This is a genomic window from Uliginosibacterium aquaticum (assembly GCF_012972705.2).
Classification (GTDB): domain Bacteria; phylum Pseudomonadota; class Gammaproteobacteria; order Burkholderiales; family Rhodocyclaceae; genus Uliginosibacterium; species Uliginosibacterium aquaticum.
The window spans coordinates 863,951-881,919 of the sequence record NZ_JABCSC020000001.1; the positions used below are offsets into that span (position 1 = coordinate 863,951).

The window sequence follows — 17,969 nt, forward strand, 5'->3', positions numbered from 1 at the left end:
GTCAGACTCCGCTGAGTGCAGTGCGCAGTGCGCGGACAGCAGCCTGCGGGCGCAGGCCGGTTTCGATGCGGTGATAGAACAGATGGCCGGCCCCGATGCTGAGTAGCCAGGCCAGTAACATCCCGGCGAGGTTCAACGCGGGTGAGTCTGGCGCGATGCGCGAGAACACGGCATTAACCAGCAGACAGACCGGGAAGTGAATCAGGAACACCGAATAGGAAATCTGGCCCAGCCAGGCACTGAGGCGGAAGTCCGGCCAGCGCTCAAGCCAGCCGGAGCGGGCAGCGACCGCCAGCAGCGTGGCGGTTGCGAAGGCCAGCGCAATGCGAGGGCGGAATTCAAAGGCCAGTGCGGCGATGCCCAGCGAACACAGCAGCAGCAGCCAGACCCGGCCATGCCGGTGACGGGAGCTCCACTGAGCCATCACTCCCAGACCGTAGGCGCCGAAGAAGTACAGCCCCCAGTTGTCCCAATCCGATTGCAGGTTGAAGTGCAGGAGCGAGGCACAGGTCAGACCCGCCACCAGCCACAGTGCGACGCGTGCCGGGTGGGCGAGCTTGCTGACGGCACCAAGGATCAGGCAGAGCATGGCGAAGAGCTGGAAATCGATGGCGATGTACCAGACCCCGGCGGACAGGGACTCCTGTCCCAGAACGCCTTGCAGCAAGAGTGTGTGAGAAACCATCTGCCACAGGGTGGGGGCGGCAGGAATGGATTCATGGTTCAAAAGCTGGCGGGCCAGGGCAGCACTCAGCACGCTGATCAGCAGGGCGATGGCCAGCGGTACGGCAAGACGGAAGTAGCGTTGCCAGATCAGGCGTAGCGGCTGGATGGCGCCGGGCAGGGCCGCCGGCGCAAGGCTGCGGGCGGCCAGGAAGCCCGCCAGCACGAGGAATACCTGAACCGCCATGCGTGCATGGTCGTAGAGCCAGCTGATGGCGTCAGGCGCCAAGGGCAGGGCGATGTCAGACATCGGGCCGTAAAAGGCGAGGTGATGCAGAACGATCAGTTGTGAGGCGATCGCCTTCAGCGTGTCTATCAGCGGCAGACGGGAACGAATTCGGTTCATGGTGTTGCTGCGGGATTACCCAGACCAGACAAGAAACGCACGAGCCGGTCGTCGGGCTGACGTGGTTTTCTAAGTCTTTGAAAAGTGCGGGATTTTATCCCTTCGGCAGAGCTGGGTCCAGCCGTTTTCCGTCGCACTGGGTGAGCGCAGGCGGGTGAGCTTTGGCACAATGCAGCAGGTGCATGCCCTGGGTGGCTGCAGTTAGAGTCGGAGACCGGTTTGGAACACGAGATGCATCAACTGGGTTGGGGGCAGCGCTTCTGGCAGACCTTGCGCCGCTGCTTCTGGTTCAAGAGCCTGGGCACCATGGGCTTTACCTTCGTCTTCTTTTTGGCCTACATTTATCTGCTCAAGAATCCGGCGGATGTAACTTTCATCATGCCCAGGATCTGGCTGGATTCCTGGATCAGCTTCCATCCGCTCGCCCTGATTCCCTACCTTTCTCTGTGGGCCTACGTTTCTCTGCCGCCGATCTTTATGCTCCGGCACGTCGATATCGTGGCTTACGGCGTGCGCATCGGTCTGCTGTGTATTGTTGGTCTGGTGAGTTTCTATCTGTGGCCTACGGCTGTGCCGCCAGCGGATATCGACTGGGCCCGCTATCCGGGCATGGCGTTCCTCAAGGGGGTGGATGCGGCCGGCAATGCCTGCCCCTCGCTGCATGTGGCCACGGCTGTGTTCTCCGCGATCTGGCTGGATCGCCTGCTGCGGGATTTCGGCAGCCCGGCCTGGTTGCGCTGGGCGAGTGCGCTGTGGTGTGTGGCCATTGTGTGGTCCACCGTGGCGACGCGTCAGCATGTAGCGCTGGATGCCTTGGCCGGCATAGCGCTGGCGGGCGTGGCGGCCTGGCTGTCGATGCTGCCGCAGCGCCCGTTTCCGCTCCTGACAGGGCCGGTACGCCGCGAGCCCTGAAAAAAACTGCAAAAACCTGTCAACCTGCCCGTAGAGGCCGCGTTATTTGCCGCATGGAGGACGCAGTTTTGCGTTGAAAGGAAAGCAGGAGATGGGACAACAGATTTGCGATCAGACCTACGTCGAGTTTCTTGAGTCGATCAAGGCGGCAGGCGTGGCCATTACCAACGAACGTGAGTTGCGCGAGCGACTGGCCGAGACCTGGCGCTGGCGTTTTGCCTTCATGACCCTCGCGGCCAATGGCAAGCCGCTGGGTATCAGCTTCCTCGACAAGGATGCAGAACGTCACATGGACAAGATCCGTGGCACTTTCGAGCGCTACCAGTTTCCGGATCACGCCGATGAAGTGTTTACTGCCCGCCTCTCGCGGGATTGAGCCTTCCGGGCAAGCAACAAGCAAAGGCTGGCACTGCGGTGCCGGCCTTTTTTTTGTCTTGCTGCCGGACTTGCGCTGGCGCAGGGCTCTCTGTAGAAAACTGCAACGAGGCGTTGAAAAAATGCAATTTGATGTGTTGCGTCAACCCGTCGCTTGCCAGTGGGGCAATCATTGACACCAAGCGCCGAGCACTTTCTGCGCACCCGTTTTTCTTCTCGGTATCAAGGAGCATTTCCCTATGAGTCTCGCCAAATGGACTAGTGATCTGGCTGTTGGCAACGCAGCCATCGACGATGATCACCGCAACCTGTTCAGCCTGCTCGAACGCCTGCATCAGGACATGAGTTCCGGTCAGATCAATCAGGAAACCCAGAGCATCGTGGATTCCCTGCGTGACTACGCCGAAGCCCATTTCGCGCGCGAAGAAGCCTTTATGCGCCAGATCGGCTATCCGCATTACCCCACTCACAAGGCCGAGCACGACCGTTTCGTGAGCGAGGTCTGTGCCTTGCAATCACGCGTGGCACGTGGTGCCCGCACCGCTCAGCTGGATATCGATCAGTTTCTCGCCAGCTGGCTGCGCGAGCATGTGCTGGTGCGCGACATGGCCCTGGCCGCAGCGATTCGTGGTGAAGGCGCCGTGGCGGCCTGAGCCTCGGGAGGACTTGTGTCCCCACAAACCGGTCTCGTTGAGGCCGGTTTTTTTACGTCCGCTCAAGCCCTTGGGCCGCTTTGCCGTTAGCGCCTACAGACGGGTGCGGTGAGGGGCGCCTGTTTCCTCTGGCCCGCAGGAGACTCCGGACGCTCTGCTCGTGAAGACACGCATCCCGCGCTTTTTCCCTGCTGTGGTGGCGCTGTGCCTGTTGCTGGCGGGGGGCGCGCTGAGCGAGCTGTTCGTGCGCCAGGAGCGCGAACGTCTGCAGCGTCAGACCGTACAGGAAGGATTGCAACGGCTGTATGCCCTGCGTGCGCGGATCGAGAGCGAGCTGATCTCCACGCTCTACCTGGCCAGCGGTGTGGAGGCATTCATCCGCGCTGATCGTGGCGAGGTCCATGCCGAGGAAATGCGCCGTGTGCTGGCGATTCTCTATGGAAACAGCCACGCCATCCGCAATATCGGTATCGCGCCTGGCAATCGGATCAGTCATGTCTATCCGCTCGCTGGCAACGAACGTGCGATTGGCCCGTACTACCCGGACAATCCGCAGCAATGGCCGGCCATCGAAAAAGTCATTCGCCAGCGTAGCCCCTTCCTGGCCGGACCGGTGAAGCTGGTGCAGGGCGGGGAGGGGCTGATCTATCGCGTACCGGTATTCCTGGACGATGGACGCTACTGGGGCCTGATCAGCACCGTGCTCGATTCGGCCCGGCTTTGGCAGCGAGTGGGCCTCGACGGACCGGCAGGCCAGCGCATCAGCATTCTCGGCAAGGATGCCCAGGGCAGCCGCGGAGAGCCGGTGTTTGGCGAGTTGCGCAGTGGCCGTGCCCTGAGCATCGACATTGCGATTCCGGGCGGAAACTGGCGTCTGCAGGAGTACGAGCTGGCCAGCCCGGCGCGGACTGAGGCCAGCCTGCCCTTGCGGCTGGCTGGCTGGTTGCTGAGCGCAGTGCTGGCGGCCGGGCTGTTCTTCGTCTTGCAGACGGCTCGTCGCCTGGTGCGCCTGAATGCCGAGCTTGAAGCCTCACGGGACGCCGCTGAGGAAGCCAATCGGGCTCGTGGCGCTTTTTTTGCCGTCATGAGCCACGAGGTGCGCACGCCGCTCAACGGCGTGATGGGCATGACTCAGTTACTGTGTAACGCCCCCTTGAGCCCGGTGCAGGCCGATCACGCGCTGACTGCCCGCAATTGCGCTGAGACCCTCCTGGGCATCATGGACGATATCCTGGACTTCTCCCTGATCGACAGTGGTGCACTGCAGATCAAGCAGCAGCACTTCGCCCTGATTCCCTTGCTTGAGGATGCTGCTGAACCCTTCGCGCTCAAGGCACGCGACAAAGGCCTTGAGTTCAGCTGGCTCTTCAGCCCGAGCCTGGCGGCCGAGGCACGTGGAGACCCGGTACGGCTGCGCCAGATTCTTGCCCAGCTGCTCTCGAATGCCGTGAAGTTCACGGCGGGTGGCGCTATCACCCTCTCTGCCGCACCGGATGAGCTTGATCCACACAGCCTGCATCTGATCGTGCGCGACACCGGCATCGGCATCCATCCCGAAGATCAGACGCGGCTCTTCGAGCCCTTCGCCCAGCTCGACCCCTCCTCGACCCGGCGTTTTGGTGGCACGGGCCTCGGGCTCTCTTTGTGCCATCGTTTGCTGGGGCTGATGGGGGGGCGTATCGAGGTCGATAGCCAGCCGGGGCAGGGCGCCAGCTTTCATGTTTACCTGCCCCTCGATCTGGGCCTCGCTCAGCCCTTGGACGCCTTGCCCTGGCCTGGCAATGGCCGGGTCATGCTGGTCAGCCCGGACAGTGGCTTGCGTGTGGGGCTGGAAGCCTGGCTACGGGCATGGGGGGCGACTACCTGCGTGCTGGCGGATGGTCAGGAGGCGCTGGCCGAGCTGGATCGGCTTGCTGCGCTCTCTGCCTTGCCGGACCTGCTGGTTGTCGATAGTGCCGCCATGCCTGGCGGTGAAGCCTTGCTGATCCGCCTCGCGCAGGATGGAAAGTTGCAAGGCTGTGCCTGCATCCGCCTGCTCGCCCCGGGGGCTTTGCTGGACCTGCCTAGTGGCAGCGGTTATCGCCGTACCACGGTGCTGAGCAAACCGGTACGTGTCGACAGCCTAGCTCGTGTGGTGCGTGAGCTGTTCACCCCGCCGCTGCCGCTCCCCGTGCCAGTCGAAGCACGCAGTGCGACAGGCGCCTGGCGCATCCTGCTGGTAGAGGACAACATCATCAACCAGAAGGTGGCCTTGGCCATGCTTGGGCTGTTCGGTCTGCAGGCCGATACCGCCATGAATGGCTGCGAGGCGCTCACCGCGCTGAGCAGGAGTGACTATGACCTGGTCTTGATGGACCTGCAGATGCCGGAAATGGATGGGCTGGAAGCTACCCGCCAGATCCGCGACCCTCATTCCAGCGTGCGTCGACATGACCTGCCGGTAGTGGCACTGACCGCCAATGCCCTCGAAGTGCATCGTGATGAATGCCTTGCCGCAGGCATGAATGATTACCTCAGCAAGCCGCTTGCGCAGGAGTCGTTGCGCGTGATCCTGCAGCGGTTCCTGCACGGTTTTTCCAGTTCTTCTGCCTGATCCACTCTGGGCTATGATCCCCGGCACTCGATAACCCGTTCCGGGGGGAACACATGACTCGCAAGATGATTCGCAGCGCGCTGCTCGGTGCACTGCTTGGAATGCTTGGTGGCCAGTCCGTGGCGGCTGGCTACACTGCGGTATCGCTGCAGGGCTTTGACGACGGTATCAAGCACTGGCGCAATCGCTACGGCGACAAGTACGAGAAGTACGCCCCGGAGCAGATCCGGGAGATCGCCAACAATGTCTTGCTCTACCAGCGTCTCAACGGAGGCTGGATCGAGAACCGCGACCCTACACGGGTACTGAGCTATGCCGAAAAGGCTCAGATCCAGGAAGAGCAGAAGATCGAGTCGGCCAGCTTTGATAACCGTAACGTCTATTCACAGATTGAATATCTGGCGGCCGTGTATGGGCAGACGGGGGAGGCGCGTTATCGCGAAGCCCTGCTGCGTGGTTTGGACTTCACCCTGAACAATCAGCACAAGAAGTGTGGTGGTTGGCCGCACACCGTGCCGGGCGAGCAGTCCTATCACCCCTACATCACCATGGCGGACGAGGTGACTTCCGGCGTGCTGCGCACCCTGCGCAAGATCGCCGCTGGCAGCGCGCCCTTTGCCTTTATGCCTGCGGCTACCCGTGCGCGGGCAGGGGCTGCCGTCAAGCGTGGTGATGCTTGCGTGCTGCAGTTGCAGATCGTGCAGAACGGCCAATTGGCCGGCTGGGCAGGTCAATACCACCCCGATACCTTGCTTCCTGCCAATGGCCGCAGCTTCGAGCTGGCCTCCATCGTGTCGCAGGAGAGCATCGAGATGCTGCGTTACCTGATGGGGATCGACAAACCCACGCCGGCCCAGATCCGCGCAATCGAAGGTGGGGTGAAATGGTTCGAGCGCTCGGCCCTGAAGGGACTGAAGATCGAGACGGTCAAGCTCGATCAGCCGGTCAAGTACGAGTACCACACCGCGACGACGGACCGTTTGCTGGTCGAGGATCCGGCTGCGCCGCTGTTGTGGGCGCGCTTCTATGACCTGAAGGACAACAGCGTGGTGCTGGCTAACCGGGATGGCATCCGGGTGGCGAAGTATGCCGACATCCACCACGAGCGACGCACGGGCTATGCCTGGTACGGTCAGTGGCCGGCCAAGCTGCTCGACAGCGAGTATCCGGCTTGGTGTGCACGCCTGCAGCGAGCCTCGGTGCTGAACCAGAAGTGATGCCGCCAGACCTCGGCCGACCTGGGCCGCGCCTGCCGGTTTGACGATGGGGCCGTGCGCAGGTGCGGCCCCGGTTTCTTATGCCCGCTGAGCCGGCTCAGGCCCGGCGATGCCGGCGAGTAGAGCTAGCTTGTGCTTGCCGCGGCGCTGCTGCCGGTTGAAGACATCACAAGCATTGCATGGCCCGTCTCGAGCAATGAAGGCTGGCCTGCTCGCTTTGCCATGCATGGCTGATCGCTGACCCGATCCGGGTTTGCATCACGCCTCGCCGCTTTTCAGATTTTTTCTTGCACTTTGTTTGTGAGCTCAGGGCGGCTTGATTCCGGAGGCTTGTTTGGCGTGCTCATCGAGCGGTGAGTATCCTTCGCGGGTGCGCATTCCGCTCTGTGTAACGAACCGCCTTGGGGCAGAAACTGGCTGGCGATGGCAGCGCACGCTTGAATTTGTCGTTGGCGCGCAGCTACGCCTTTGATGCGATGCGTCGGTAAACGCCAAGCTGAACTTTGTCTTACTACTTTAGTTTAGGTCTTGGGATGTAGGTGATTACCCTTATGTTTCTTAATCTCTATATGTAAATAAATTAAATTTGCTCAGGTTTTGAGCAGTTGAGTCGTGCAATCCCGACGAACGGTCGAAATGCGGCGGTGGCTGCGAGTCTGAGCGCGCTATGCAAAGATTTTGTGCGCCGCAGCTTGAATCAGATTTGTAGATGGTTCCGCTAACAATTTGTGCGCTGCCGCGAAATTCTTTTGCTGTTTGCGGGCGATTTCTGCATTTTTGGCAATGAAATGAATTTACTTGGTTAATTGATAACACCTGGATACAAACTAACACTTGTAAAAACTACCCAGTTAACGCCCTTTGAATTGTTATTTGAACGGGCCGCGCATTTAATTCCGACACCAGTTGTCGGGGCGTTTCTGACAAGACGTTTCCGCTCAAGAGCAGTCATGGATGAACTGCTCAGGCTGGCACCATTACTCTTGAGGAGACAAAATGAGCTTCAAACTGAAAGCCACCGCGGCAGCCATTGCCATGCTCACCGGCAGCGCCTTCGCGGCCTCCACCGGCGGTTTCGCCACCGCGGACGGCAATATCTCGACCGCCCGCAAGTTCACCGTGTCGACCTACGCGGAAATCAACACCATCATAGCCAATGCGCGTTACAACGATGCGGGCACCAAGGTGGCCACCGGCGCCTATCCGCTGCACATCGTGTATACCGGCAATGAAGATGCGCTGATTGCCCAGATCGTCAAGGATTCCACCAAGGATTCTTCCGGCAACTGCCCGGCCCCGCACTGGAGCGATGCTTACCGCTATGTCGAGGTGAAGAACTACACCGCTGGCGTGACCATCGAAGGCGCCAACGGCTCCTCGGCCAACTTTGGCATCGTGCTCAACGGCGGCACCAGCAACGTCGTGGTCAAGAACATGAAAATCGGAGCCCTGGGCGGCGCCAGCAACGATGCGGACATGTTCCGCATCGACAGCGCCTCCAATGTGCTGATCGACCACAACGAGATGTTTGCGGTGAACAACGAATGCAACGGCTCGCCCGACGGCGACCTGACCTTCGAATCGGCCATCGACATCAAGAAGGCCTCGCACAACATCACCGTGTCCTACAACTACATCCACGATAGCAAGAAGGTCGGCCTGGATGGCTCTTCCTCCAGCGACATCGATGGCGGCCGCGAGATCACCTATCACCACAACTACTACAAGAACGTGAATGCCCGCCTGCCGCTGCAACGCGGTGGCTGGATCCACGTGTACAACAACCTGTACGACGGCATCACCGGTTCGGGCATCAACACCCGTCAGGCCGGCTACGCGCTGATCGAACGCAACTACTTCCAGAACGCCGTCAACCCGGTGGTCTGCTTCTACGACAGCGGCAGCAACTGCGGTTTCTGGGATCTGCGCAACAACAACATCCTGAGCACGGCTGATTTCGCCACTTACAACATCACCTGGACCACCCCGGCCAGTGGCGACAAGAGCGCTTCGGCCTGGACCAACACGGCTACCTTCCCGAAGACCTTGACCTACACCTATGAGCCGGTGACGGCCCAGTGCGTGAAGGACAAGCTGGCAAGCTATGCCGGTGTGGGCAAGAACGGTGCTGTGTTGACGGCTTCCGCCTGTAGCGGCTCCACCAGCTCGACCGCCGCCTCCAGCGCTGCGAGCAGCTCGGCGGCTGCCTCCAGCGCCGCCGCTTCCAGTGCTGCGGCTTCCAGCACGGCTGCTTCGTCGGCTGCAGCCTCCAGCGCCGCGGCCTCCAGCGCGGCTGCTTCGTCGAGCGCCAGCACCGCCCCGACCCTGACCGGCACGGGCGACTATCCGGACGGCTTCTCCAAGTGCGCCGCACTGGGTGAAACCTGCTCGGTTACCAAGGGCACCGGCTGGGTGGCTTTCGGCCGCAAGGGCAAGTGGGTGACCAAGTATGTCGGCGTGGGCAAGAGTGTCGCTTGTACCGTTGCGGTCTTCGGTGTCGACCCGCTGGGCGATCCGAACAAGTGTTCCTACCAGCAGTAAGCAGAGCACCGCAGGCTGTATGGAAAGGCCGGCGCAAGCCGGCTTTTTCTTTGTTGTATTTCGTGACTTCAAGCAGAAAGCCCACGATTCTGGCGTTTTCAGACTTGCATGCCGCACAAGTCATGCACCAGAATCGTTCCGCATTTTGCATAGACCCCCAACCAGAGGTTGCAGCGCCCACTCATGCTCATTACCGGAAACCAGCAGCTCATCAAGAATGTGAACCGGATGGCGATCCTGCGCGAAGTGCGCAAACGGCCAGGGGTTTCGCGGACTGACCTGGCCGAGGCGACCGGACTGACGCGTGCCGCCATCGGGCGCCTTGTCGAGGGCCTGACTGAAGAAGGCTGGCTGGCCGAAGAGCCGAGACTGGCTTCAACGACGCTCGGGCGCCGGCCGACGCCGCTGGTGTTCGATGCGTTCCGCCTAGTACTGCTGGGGGCGCATATCAATGGCGAGCGCTCGCGGGTGGTCGCCAGCACCCTGGCCGGCGAGGTTTTTGAACTCAGCGTGCTCAGCACCGAGGGGCTTGCCGGTGAGGCTGTGCTCGATACCCTGGCACGCCAGATCAGTGACATGCAGGCGCGCTTCCAGATCGCCGGCCGGCGTATCTGCGGGATTGGCGTCGCTGTGCCGGGGCCGGTGGATCCGCTGACGGGGGATCTGCGCTTTTCCGAGTCTACGGGCTGGAGTCGCTTGCCGGTGCGCGCAGGCCTGCTGGACCGTCTGGCGGCGCAAGGCATGCAGGATGTACCGGTCATCGTGGATCGGGCGGCCAACTGCATCGCCTTGCAGCATGCCGAGGTCAATCGGCTGGAGCTGTCCGAAGCCTTGCTGTATGTCCATGTGGGGCAGAATGTAGCGGTCTCGGCCATGCTGCATGACCGCCTGATGCGCGGCCGTCACGGTCTGGCGGGCTATGTGGCGCACCAGACGCTGCAGCTGGAAGGGCCTGCCTGCAGTTGCGGGCGTGCCGGGTGTGTGCAGGCCATGCTGACCCTGGAAGCCATGGGGCGGCAACTTGAGCTGCCGCGCAACCTGTCACCCGCTGCGCTACAGAGCGAGTTGCGCAGCGCCGTTCAGGCCGCCGAGCCGCGTGCGCTGGCGGCCTTGCAGAGCTTGAGCAGGCATCTCGGGGCTTTCATTTACAACTTGTGCCAGACCTATGATCCGGGGCGGGTTTTCGTGGGGGGCGCGGCCTTCCAGCTTGGCGGTGATCTGATGGCTGGCTTGCGTGCGCGTCTCGATGAGCTGTATGCCGACTCCGGCCTCATTCCCCCGCAGGTGCAGGTCATGCGGGTGGATGTGCAGACGGCTGCGCAAGGTGCAGCAGCGGCCGTGCTACGCGCCTTGCTGAGTCTGGAAGCGGCGCTGCCCGAACACGTCTGAGCGTGCTCGTTCAGTGCCCGCGCGGAGGCAGAGTAACGATGCGTTCCCAGTAACTGCTGCGCAGGGCGCTGTTTTCCACCGGCTCCAGCCAGATCAGTTTGCCCGTGTCCGGCATGGCTGGGCGAGGGCTGTCCTTGAGCGTATTGGCGAGACCCTCGCGCAGGGTGAGGCTGGACGACACATCCTTGCTCAGTGTGTGGTTGATCCAGGCTTCGGCCAGCGCCCGGTTGCCTGCCCGGCGCATGACCGCCCAGCAATCCAGCCAGGCCAGCGCGCCTTCGCTGGGGATCACGTAGCCGATGTCCATACCCGCCTTGAGCAGCAACTGGATCTGCTGATCACCGTAATTGGCAAAGACCAGCGCTATCTCCTGCTCGCGGAAGGCCTGTACGACCTCTTCCGGAGTGGCATAGAACTTCGCCACATTCTCGCGCAAGGTCTTGAGCCGCTTCACTACCTTGCCGAACTGCTCTGGCTGCAGATTGAAGGGGCGATGGTAGCCGAGCGATAGGGCGGCGAGGCTGAAGTTATGCGTGCTGCCCTCGTAGGCCAGTACCTTGCCCTTGTAGCGTGGATCCCATAGCGCGTCGAGGGAGGTCGGCGGGATGGTGATCAACTTGCGGTTATAGATCAGCCCCATGGCCGAGTAGGTGTAGGGAATCCCGAACACCTCACCGCTGCGTACCAGCCCCGGAATACTCTGGGGATGGCGGAAACGGGCCGTTTGCCGCCGGGTATTGGGAATGTTTGCGGTGCGGATCGGGGCGACCAGATCGGCCTCGATATAACGTGCGAGTTCGGCGGTATTCACTGCGATGAGATCGAAATCGCCGCCGTTTGCGGCATTGGCGAGCGACCACAGTGCGTCATCGCTGGTGACTTCCTGCACCTGTACTTTGACTTGATGACGTTGCTCGAAGGCGCTGATCGCATCCTTACTGACGTAGCCGGGCCAGCTCAGGATACGCAGCAGGTCCTGGCCGGCGGCCGGGGCTGTTGCGCCAAGATACAGGAGCAGGGCGAGCAGGATGGGGCGAAGGTGCAGCATGAAGGCGCCTTGTTGCCGAGGGCGATGCCCTGATCATATATCCGCTAGCGTATGGGCGAAACCCTGTGGTCCTGCCTGCCGCCGCCTGTAGAGTGCTCAGACGGTGAAGCGGCTCACCGAGTGTTGCAGGGTCTGCGCAAGTGCTTCTAGCTGGCGGGCCGTTTCCGCTGAGCCGGCCACCGCACGACTGGTCTCCTCGACCATTTGTGCGACACGCTCGACCTGCTGAGCGATGCTGTTGCTGGCCTGCCCCTGTTCCCGCGTGGCATTGGCCACTTCGCGGATCCGGCTGAGGGTTTCTTCCGCGCCTTGGCGCATGGCGCGCAGCGATTGCGCCGCTGCTTCGGTGGACGCCACCCCGGCCTGAACCTGAGGCATGGCAGACTCCATAACCTTCACCGCATCGCGGGTGTCGCTCTGAATGGCGCCGACCATGCCGGCAATTTCGGCGGTGGCATTGGTGGTACGTTCCGCAAGCTTGCGCACTTCGTCGGCGACGACTGCAAAACCACGGCCTTGTTCGCCAGCGCGGGCGGCCTCGATGGCGGCGTTAAGGGCCAGCAGATTGGTTTGCGAGGCGATTTCCTTGATCACGTCAGCGATCGAGCCGATCTCATCCGTGCGCTTGAGGAGGCCGTCGATCCGTTCGCCGGCCTGTTGCACCGTGGAGGCAATCTCGGAAATGACGCTCACAGCACTGGCGGCACGCTGCTCGCCTTCGCGCCCGAGTTCCGAAGCCTGGCGGGATTCGTTTTCGGTCTGATGGGCGTTGTCGGCGATGTGGTTGACCGAGACCGTCATCTCCTCGATACCGGCAGCCATGGCGCTGGTGGCTTCGGATTGCTGGTTGGCGGCGCTGGAGACTTCATGTGAAGTGCGGGCGATCTCGCTGGCGCTGGTGTTGAGTTTGGCTGAGCCGGCATTGATCTCGCGGATCAGGCCACCGATGCCATCCAGCATCAGCTTGAGCTGAGCCAGTACGCTGCTGGAGTCTCCGCCACTGATCTGGAAGCGGGTGCTCAGATCGCCCGCTGCGGCGCGTTGCATGATGCGCATCAGTTCGGCCGGCTCACCACCGAGCTGACGAACGATGCGCTGGGCTACCAGGCCGCCGATCACCCCGGTGAGAAGCAGGGCCAGCAGTGCTACCCCGCCAAAGTGCAGGGCCTGGCCCAGCAGCACTTCGTTCACGTCATCGACATATACCCCGGTACCCACCACCCACTGCCATTCCGCGACGCCCGCCACATAGGCCAGTTTGGGCAGGGCGACGGTCTGGCCGGCACGGGGGAATTGGTAGCGGATGAAACCTGCGCCGCCCTTGCCTGTGGCCGCGATGGCGTCCCACAGTTTGAAGCCGTTGGCGTCAGTCTTGCCGCGCATGTCCTGATCTTCGAGCTTGGGCGCCCCGGCCACCATCACGCCGCGACCGTCAAAATCGTAGATAAAAAAGTAGTCATCCTTGGCAAAGCGCGGAGTACGCAGCGCTTCCTTGGCCTGGGTCTGGGCCTCGGTGCGGGAGAGTTTGCCGCTGGTTTCCAGTGCGCGGTAATGCTGCACGATACCGGTGGCGGTTTCGACAAGATGACGAATGCGTTCTTCATGGCCCCGCATCACGGTGCTGCGTGATTCAATCAGGGCAAAACCGGCAAGTAGCAGCAGGCCGGCCAGGGCCGCAGCAATGACCAGCGCAAGGCGGGTCCGGACCTGCAGTTTGTCGAGGGCGAGCATGTCCAACTCCAGCAAGGGGGATTCTCCCTTCTACGGCAGTGGGGATGCAGGCTTTAGGGTTATTACTGATTGTCAGCGCATACGCACGCGTAGGGCAAGTTGCAGAAACTCGTCCCAGACGTCGCCGCGGCCGATGCCCTTGGCGAGGCGGTCTATGCGTGCAGCATGCAACAGGGCTGCGCGCAGGCCACCGCTCTTGAGGCGTTGTACGGCGCGTTTGACGAGTTGCTGGCGCGGGCCGAAAACGCGTTCAGCCTTCAGCGCTGCATCCACACTCTGACCGGCATCCATGGCTGCGCGCACATTGGCAAGCGTGCGGATCTCATTGGCCATGCCCCACAGTACCAGTGGGGTAGCGGCGCCTTCACCCTTGAGGCCTTCAAGCAGGCGGGCGCAGCGCGGGGCATCACCTTCGAGCAGCGCGGTGCGCAGTTTTTCGGTGTCGTAGCGGGCTACATGTAGCACCGCGTCTTCAATCTGTTCCAGACTCAGCATGCCCGGTTCGTAGAGCAGGCCGAGCTTCTGGATTTCCTGGTGAGCGGCGAGCAGATTGCCCTCCACATGGCCGGCAATGAAGTCCAGCGCTTCGGCCGGGGCCTTCTGCTGCTGGCGCGCGAGGCGGCCCGCGATCCAGTTCGGTAGCTGGGCGAGCTCCGGTGCATTGCATTCCACGACGGTGCCGGCCTCGCTCAGCGCGACGAACCATACGGCTTTGCGTGTGGCCCAATCCAGCAGGGGCAGGGTGATCAGGGTGAGATCGGTGGCCTGCGGGTCGAGCTCGCGCGCCAGGCGGGTCAGCGCTTCGCCGCCCTGCTTGCCGGGCTTGCCGTTGGGGATACGCAGATCGACCAGCTTGCGATCACCGAACAGCGAGAGGTTGCCGGCAGCGAGCCCGAGCTCGTCCCAGCGGTAATGCTGGTGCGTGACGATCACTTCGCGCTCGGTGATACCGGCAGCACGCGCGGCAGCGCGAATGGTGTCGGCTGCCTCGATCACCAGTAGCGGCTCGTCGCCATGCAGTACGTAAAGTGGTGCAAGGCCGCGCTGGAGCTGGGCGGCGAGTTGTTCCGGGCGCAGGTTCAAGCGTGCTCCGCTCAGCGGGCCGGTGCCGAAGCCGTGGCGGCCGGTGCCGAGGCTGCTGCTTCTGGCGCTGCGGGCGGCATCTTGGCCTTGGCGAGACGGCGCATCAGTTGCTGCACGATGTCGTTCTCCATGTCGCGATAGAGCAGGGCATCTTCCTGCGCCTTGGCGAGTTCGAGACCTTCGCTGAAGCTCACGTCGCGATAGACGAAAATATCGCTGCGCGAAATGATCTCTGCGCCGGCCCTGGTGACCAGACGGAAAGAGAAGCGTTGGCGCAGCTGGTATTCGCGCACCGTACCGGTGGATGTCAGCGAGAGGATGTGTTTCTCCTTCTCGTTGCGTACGACTTGCAGCAGTACTTCGGCATCCTCGATCTTTTCGACCACGCGGGTGCTGCCGCTGGTGGCGATCTGGCGCTTGATGGCGGCGGTGAAGTCCTCGTAAGGGTTCATGCCCAGCTGGATCGTGGCGAAGGGGAGCGACTGCGCGCCGCGCAGCTGGAAGCCGCAGGCGGTGAGCGAAGCAAGCAGGGCGACAGCAATGAAGGCGCGACGGAGCATTTTTTTCCTTAGGGAAAAGTGCTGAGCAATGAGTGTCGAGGGCGTGGAACTCAGCGCCGGCTAGGCCGGCGGGAAGTTCTGCTCAGTCCTCAGTCCTCAGTCCTCAGTCCTGTTGTCATACGACGATATTAACAAGCCGACCCGGCACCACGATGATCTTCTTGGCCGGTTTGCCTTCCATGAACTTCTGAGCTGCTTCGGACGCCACGGCGAGGGCTTCGATGGTGGCCTTGTCGGCGGTTGCCGGCACCTTCACAGAACCACGCGTCTTGCCCAGCACCTGCAGCACCAATTCGATCTCGTCCTGCACCAGGGCGGCGTCGAGCGGCTCGGGCCATTGGGCGGAGAGAATGTCTTCGCCATAGCCAAGGTCCGCCCACAGGGTGTGGGTGATGTGCGGGGTGATCGGTGAGAGCACGCGCAGCAGGATGCCGAAGCATTCCTCGATGACTTCGGCTGCCAGGCCTGTGTCACGGGGCGCTTTTTCCAATGCGTTGAGCATTTTCATGCACGAAGAGGCGACGGTGTTGAACTGTTGCTTGCCCAGATCGTAATTGGCCTGCTTGAGGTTCAGGTGAATCTCGCGGCGTAGCAGCGCCAGGTTCTCCGGCAGCTTGTCGGCATTGAGCTTGCGCTGGCCGGGGATCTGCGGGCGGATCGTCGTGGCGAAGAGGTGGCCAAAGGCCCACACGCGTTTCAGGAAACGGTAGCTGCCTTCGATACCGGCGTCCGACCATTCCAGGGTCTGCTCAGGCGGCGCGGTGAACATCATGAAGAAGCGCGAGGTGTCGGCACCGTACTGCTCGATCATGGCATTCGGATCGACGCCGTTGCGCTTGCTCTTCGACATGGTGCCGTAGCCGCCGTAGTCGACCGGGTTGCCGTCGCGGATCGCGGTGGCGCCGGTGACGCGGCCGGATTCGTCGCGCTGCAGGGTGACTTCTTCGGGCGCAAACCACTCAATGCCGGTCTTGTCGGAGCGGCGCGAGAACAGGTGATTGAGCACCATACCTTGCGTCAGCAGGCGCTTGAAGGGCTCGCGGTAGTTCACGAGGCCGAGGTCGCCCATGACCTTGGTCCAGAAGCGCGAATAGAGCAGGTGAAGAATCGCGTGTTCGATGCCGCCGATGTACTGATCCACCGGCAGCCAGTAATTGACGCGCTCGTCGACCATGGCGCCGTCATTGCCCGGGGTGGCAAAGCGCGCGTAGTACCAGGAGGAATCCACGAAGGTGTCCATGGTGTCGGTCTCGCGGCGCGCCGGCTTGCCGCAGCAGGGGCAGGGCACGTTGAGGAAGTCCGGGCGCTTGTGCAGCGGGTTGCCGGAGCCGTCCGGCACGCAGTCCACCGGCAGCACGACTGGCAGCTGGTCGTCCGGCACCGGCACCGAGCCGCAGTCATCGCAGTGGATGATCGGGATCGGGCAGCCCCAGTAACGCTGGCGCGATACGCCCCAGTCGCGCAGGCGCCACTGGATCTTCTTTTCGCCGACACCTTTGGCGGCGAGATCGGCGGCAATCGCTTCGACCGCCGCTGCGTAGCCGAGACCGTCGTACTTGCCGGAGTTCAGGCAGTGGCCGTTCTTGCTGCCGTACCACTCTTCCCAGGCTTCGGTGGAGTAGGTTTTTCCTTCCAGACCGACGACCTGGATGATCGGCAGGCTGTATTTCTTGGCGAAGGCGAAGTCGCGTTCGTCGTGCGAGGGCACACCCATCACCGCACCGTCGCCGTATGACATCAGCACATAGTTGCCGACCCACACTTCGACCTGTTCGCCGGTCAGCGGATGCGTGACGAAGAGGCCGGTGGGCAGGCCTTCCTTCTCCATGGTCGCCATGTCGGCTTCCATCACCGAACCGCTCTTGCACTTCTGGATGAAGGCGGCGAGTTCGGGATTGCTTTGCGCGGCATGCGTGGCGAGCGGGTGCTCGGCGGCCACGGCGCAGAAGGTGACGCCCATGATGGTGTCGGCGCGGGTGGTGAAGACCCACAGCTTGCCGTCATTGATCAGGCTGCCTGCTTCATCCTTGATGTCGTGCGGGAAGGCGAAGCGCACGCCGGTGCTCTTGCCGATCCAGTTGGCCTGCATCAGGCGCACGCGCTCGGGCCACTGGTCCAGCGTGTCCAGATCGCCCAGCAGCTCGTCGGCGTATTGGGTGATGGCGAGGTAATAGCCGGGGATCTCGCGTTTTTCGACCACGGCACCGGTGCGCCAGCCGCGGCCGTCGATGACCTGTTCGTTGGCCAACACGGTCTGGTCGACCGGGTCCCAGTTCACGGTCTGGGTCTTCTTGTAGGCGATGCCCTTTTCGAGCATGCGCAGGAACAGCCACTGGTTCCACTTGTAGTAGTCGGGCTTGCAGGTGGCGAGCTCGCGGCTCCAGTCGATGGCAAAGCCGAGGGACTGCAGCTGGCCCTTCATGTAGGCGATGTTGTCGTCAGTCCATTGCGCCGGCGGCACCTTGTTGGCGATGGCGGCGTTCTCGGCCGGCAGGCCGAAGGCGTCCCAGCCCATGGGTTGCATCACGTTGTAGCCGCGCATCTTGTGGTGGCGGGTCAGCACGTCACCGATGGTGTAGTTGCGCACATGGCCCATGTGCAGCTTGCCCGACGGATACGGGAACATGCTCAGGCAGTAGTACTTGGGCTTGCTCGCGTCTTCAACGGCCTTGAAGGCGGAAGTACGCTCCCAGAATTGCTGGGCGGTCTTTTCGGTGGCGCTGTGGTCGTAATGGGAAGCGACTTTTTCCTGCGAGGACGACATGGGGTGGATCCGGGTTGAATTTTCGCGAATTGGC

The 17,969-nt window shown here is 62.2% G+C and carries 13 protein-coding genes; 7 read left to right on the forward strand and 6 right to left on the reverse strand.

Going from position 1 to position 17,969, the window contains the following annotated elements:
* Position 1: 1 nt before the first annotated feature.
* A complete protein-coding gene (locus HJ583_RS03995) occupies positions 2 to 1,069 on the reverse strand; it encodes an acyltransferase family protein (RefSeq protein WP_170020676.1) in 1,068 nt (355 codons plus the stop codon).
* Between the two features lie 231 nt (positions 1,070 to 1,300).
* On the opposite strand from HJ583_RS03995, the gene HJ583_RS04000 reads away from it, so the two are divergent.
* From HJ583_RS04000 to HJ583_RS04030, 7 genes are all read left to right on the forward strand, one after another.
* The gene (locus HJ583_RS04000) at positions 1,301 to 1,981 is read left to right on the forward strand and encodes a phosphatase PAP2 family protein (RefSeq protein ID WP_170020678.1); all 681 of its coding nucleotides are present in this window, start codon (positions 1,301 to 1,303) and stop codon (positions 1,979 to 1,981) included.
* A 91-nt stretch (positions 1,982 to 2,072) separates the two neighbouring features.
* Positions 2,073 to 2,357, forward strand: coding sequence for a hypothetical protein (locus tag HJ583_RS04005; RefSeq protein ID WP_101941414.1), 285 nt, complete (start codon positions 2,073 to 2,075; stop codon positions 2,355 to 2,357).
* Between the two features lie 238 nt (positions 2,358 to 2,595).
* Positions 2,596 to 3,009: a bacteriohemerythrin gene (locus HJ583_RS04010; protein ID WP_101941413.1), complete on the forward strand. Its 414-nt coding sequence runs from the start codon at positions 2,596 to 2,598 to the stop codon at positions 3,007 to 3,009.
* A 160-nt stretch (positions 3,010 to 3,169) separates the two neighbouring features.
* Entirely contained in the window at positions 3,170 to 5,602 is a 2,433-nt protein-coding gene (locus HJ583_RS04015; protein ID WP_170020681.1) for a hybrid sensor histidine kinase/response regulator, read from the forward strand.
* Between the two features lie 53 nt (positions 5,603 to 5,655).
* Positions 5,656 to 6,819: a pectate lyase gene (gene pelA / locus HJ583_RS04020; protein ID WP_216821661.1), complete on the forward strand. Its 1,164-nt coding sequence runs from the start codon at positions 5,656 to 5,658 to the stop codon at positions 6,817 to 6,819.
* A 996-nt stretch (positions 6,820 to 7,815) separates the two neighbouring features.
* Positions 7,816 to 9,360 carry a pectate lyase family protein gene (locus HJ583_RS04025; protein ID WP_170020683.1) on the forward strand — a complete coding sequence of 515 codons (1,545 nt, stop codon included), beginning with the start codon at positions 7,816 to 7,818 and terminating at the stop codon, positions 9,358 to 9,360.
* A 183-nt stretch (positions 9,361 to 9,543) separates the two neighbouring features.
* Positions 9,544 to 10,749: an ROK family transcriptional regulator gene (locus tag HJ583_RS04030; RefSeq protein ID WP_170020685.1), complete on the forward strand. Its 1,206-nt coding sequence runs from the start codon at positions 9,544 to 9,546 to the stop codon at positions 10,747 to 10,749.
* 10 nt (positions 10,750 to 10,759) lie between these two features.
* Here HJ583_RS04030 and HJ583_RS04035 read toward each other — a convergent pair whose 3' ends face one another.
* The 5 genes from HJ583_RS04035 to leuS all read right to left on the reverse strand — a co-directional run bounded on the left by HJ583_RS04035 (position 10,760) and on the right by leuS (position 17,935).
* Complete coding sequence (locus HJ583_RS04035; RefSeq protein ID WP_170020687.1) at positions 10,760 to 11,797, reverse strand: extracellular solute-binding protein; 1,038 nt, start codon at positions 11,795 to 11,797, stop codon at positions 10,760 to 10,762.
* A gap of 96 nt (positions 11,798 to 11,893) precedes the next feature.
* Entirely contained in the window at positions 11,894 to 13,528 is a 1,635-nt protein-coding gene (locus tag HJ583_RS04040) for a methyl-accepting chemotaxis protein (RefSeq protein WP_170020689.1), read from the reverse strand.
* A 72-nt stretch (positions 13,529 to 13,600) separates the two neighbouring features.
* Positions 13,601 to 14,611 carry a DNA polymerase III subunit delta gene (gene holA, locus HJ583_RS04045; protein ID WP_170020691.1) on the reverse strand — a complete coding sequence of 337 codons (1,011 nt, stop codon included), beginning with the start codon at positions 14,609 to 14,611 and terminating at the stop codon, positions 13,601 to 13,603.
* 11 nt (positions 14,612 to 14,622) lie between these two features.
* Positions 14,623 to 15,171 carry an LPS-assembly lipoprotein LptE gene (locus HJ583_RS04050; protein ID WP_170020693.1) on the reverse strand — a complete coding sequence of 183 codons (549 nt, stop codon included), beginning with the start codon at positions 15,169 to 15,171 and terminating at the stop codon, positions 14,623 to 14,625.
* A 115-nt stretch (positions 15,172 to 15,286) separates the two neighbouring features.
* On the reverse strand, positions 15,287 to 17,935 hold the full coding sequence (gene leuS / locus HJ583_RS04055; RefSeq protein WP_170020695.1) for a leucine--tRNA ligase: 2,649 nt from the start codon (positions 17,933 to 17,935) through the stop codon (positions 15,287 to 15,289).
* Positions 17,936 to 17,969: the final 34 nt, after the last annotated feature.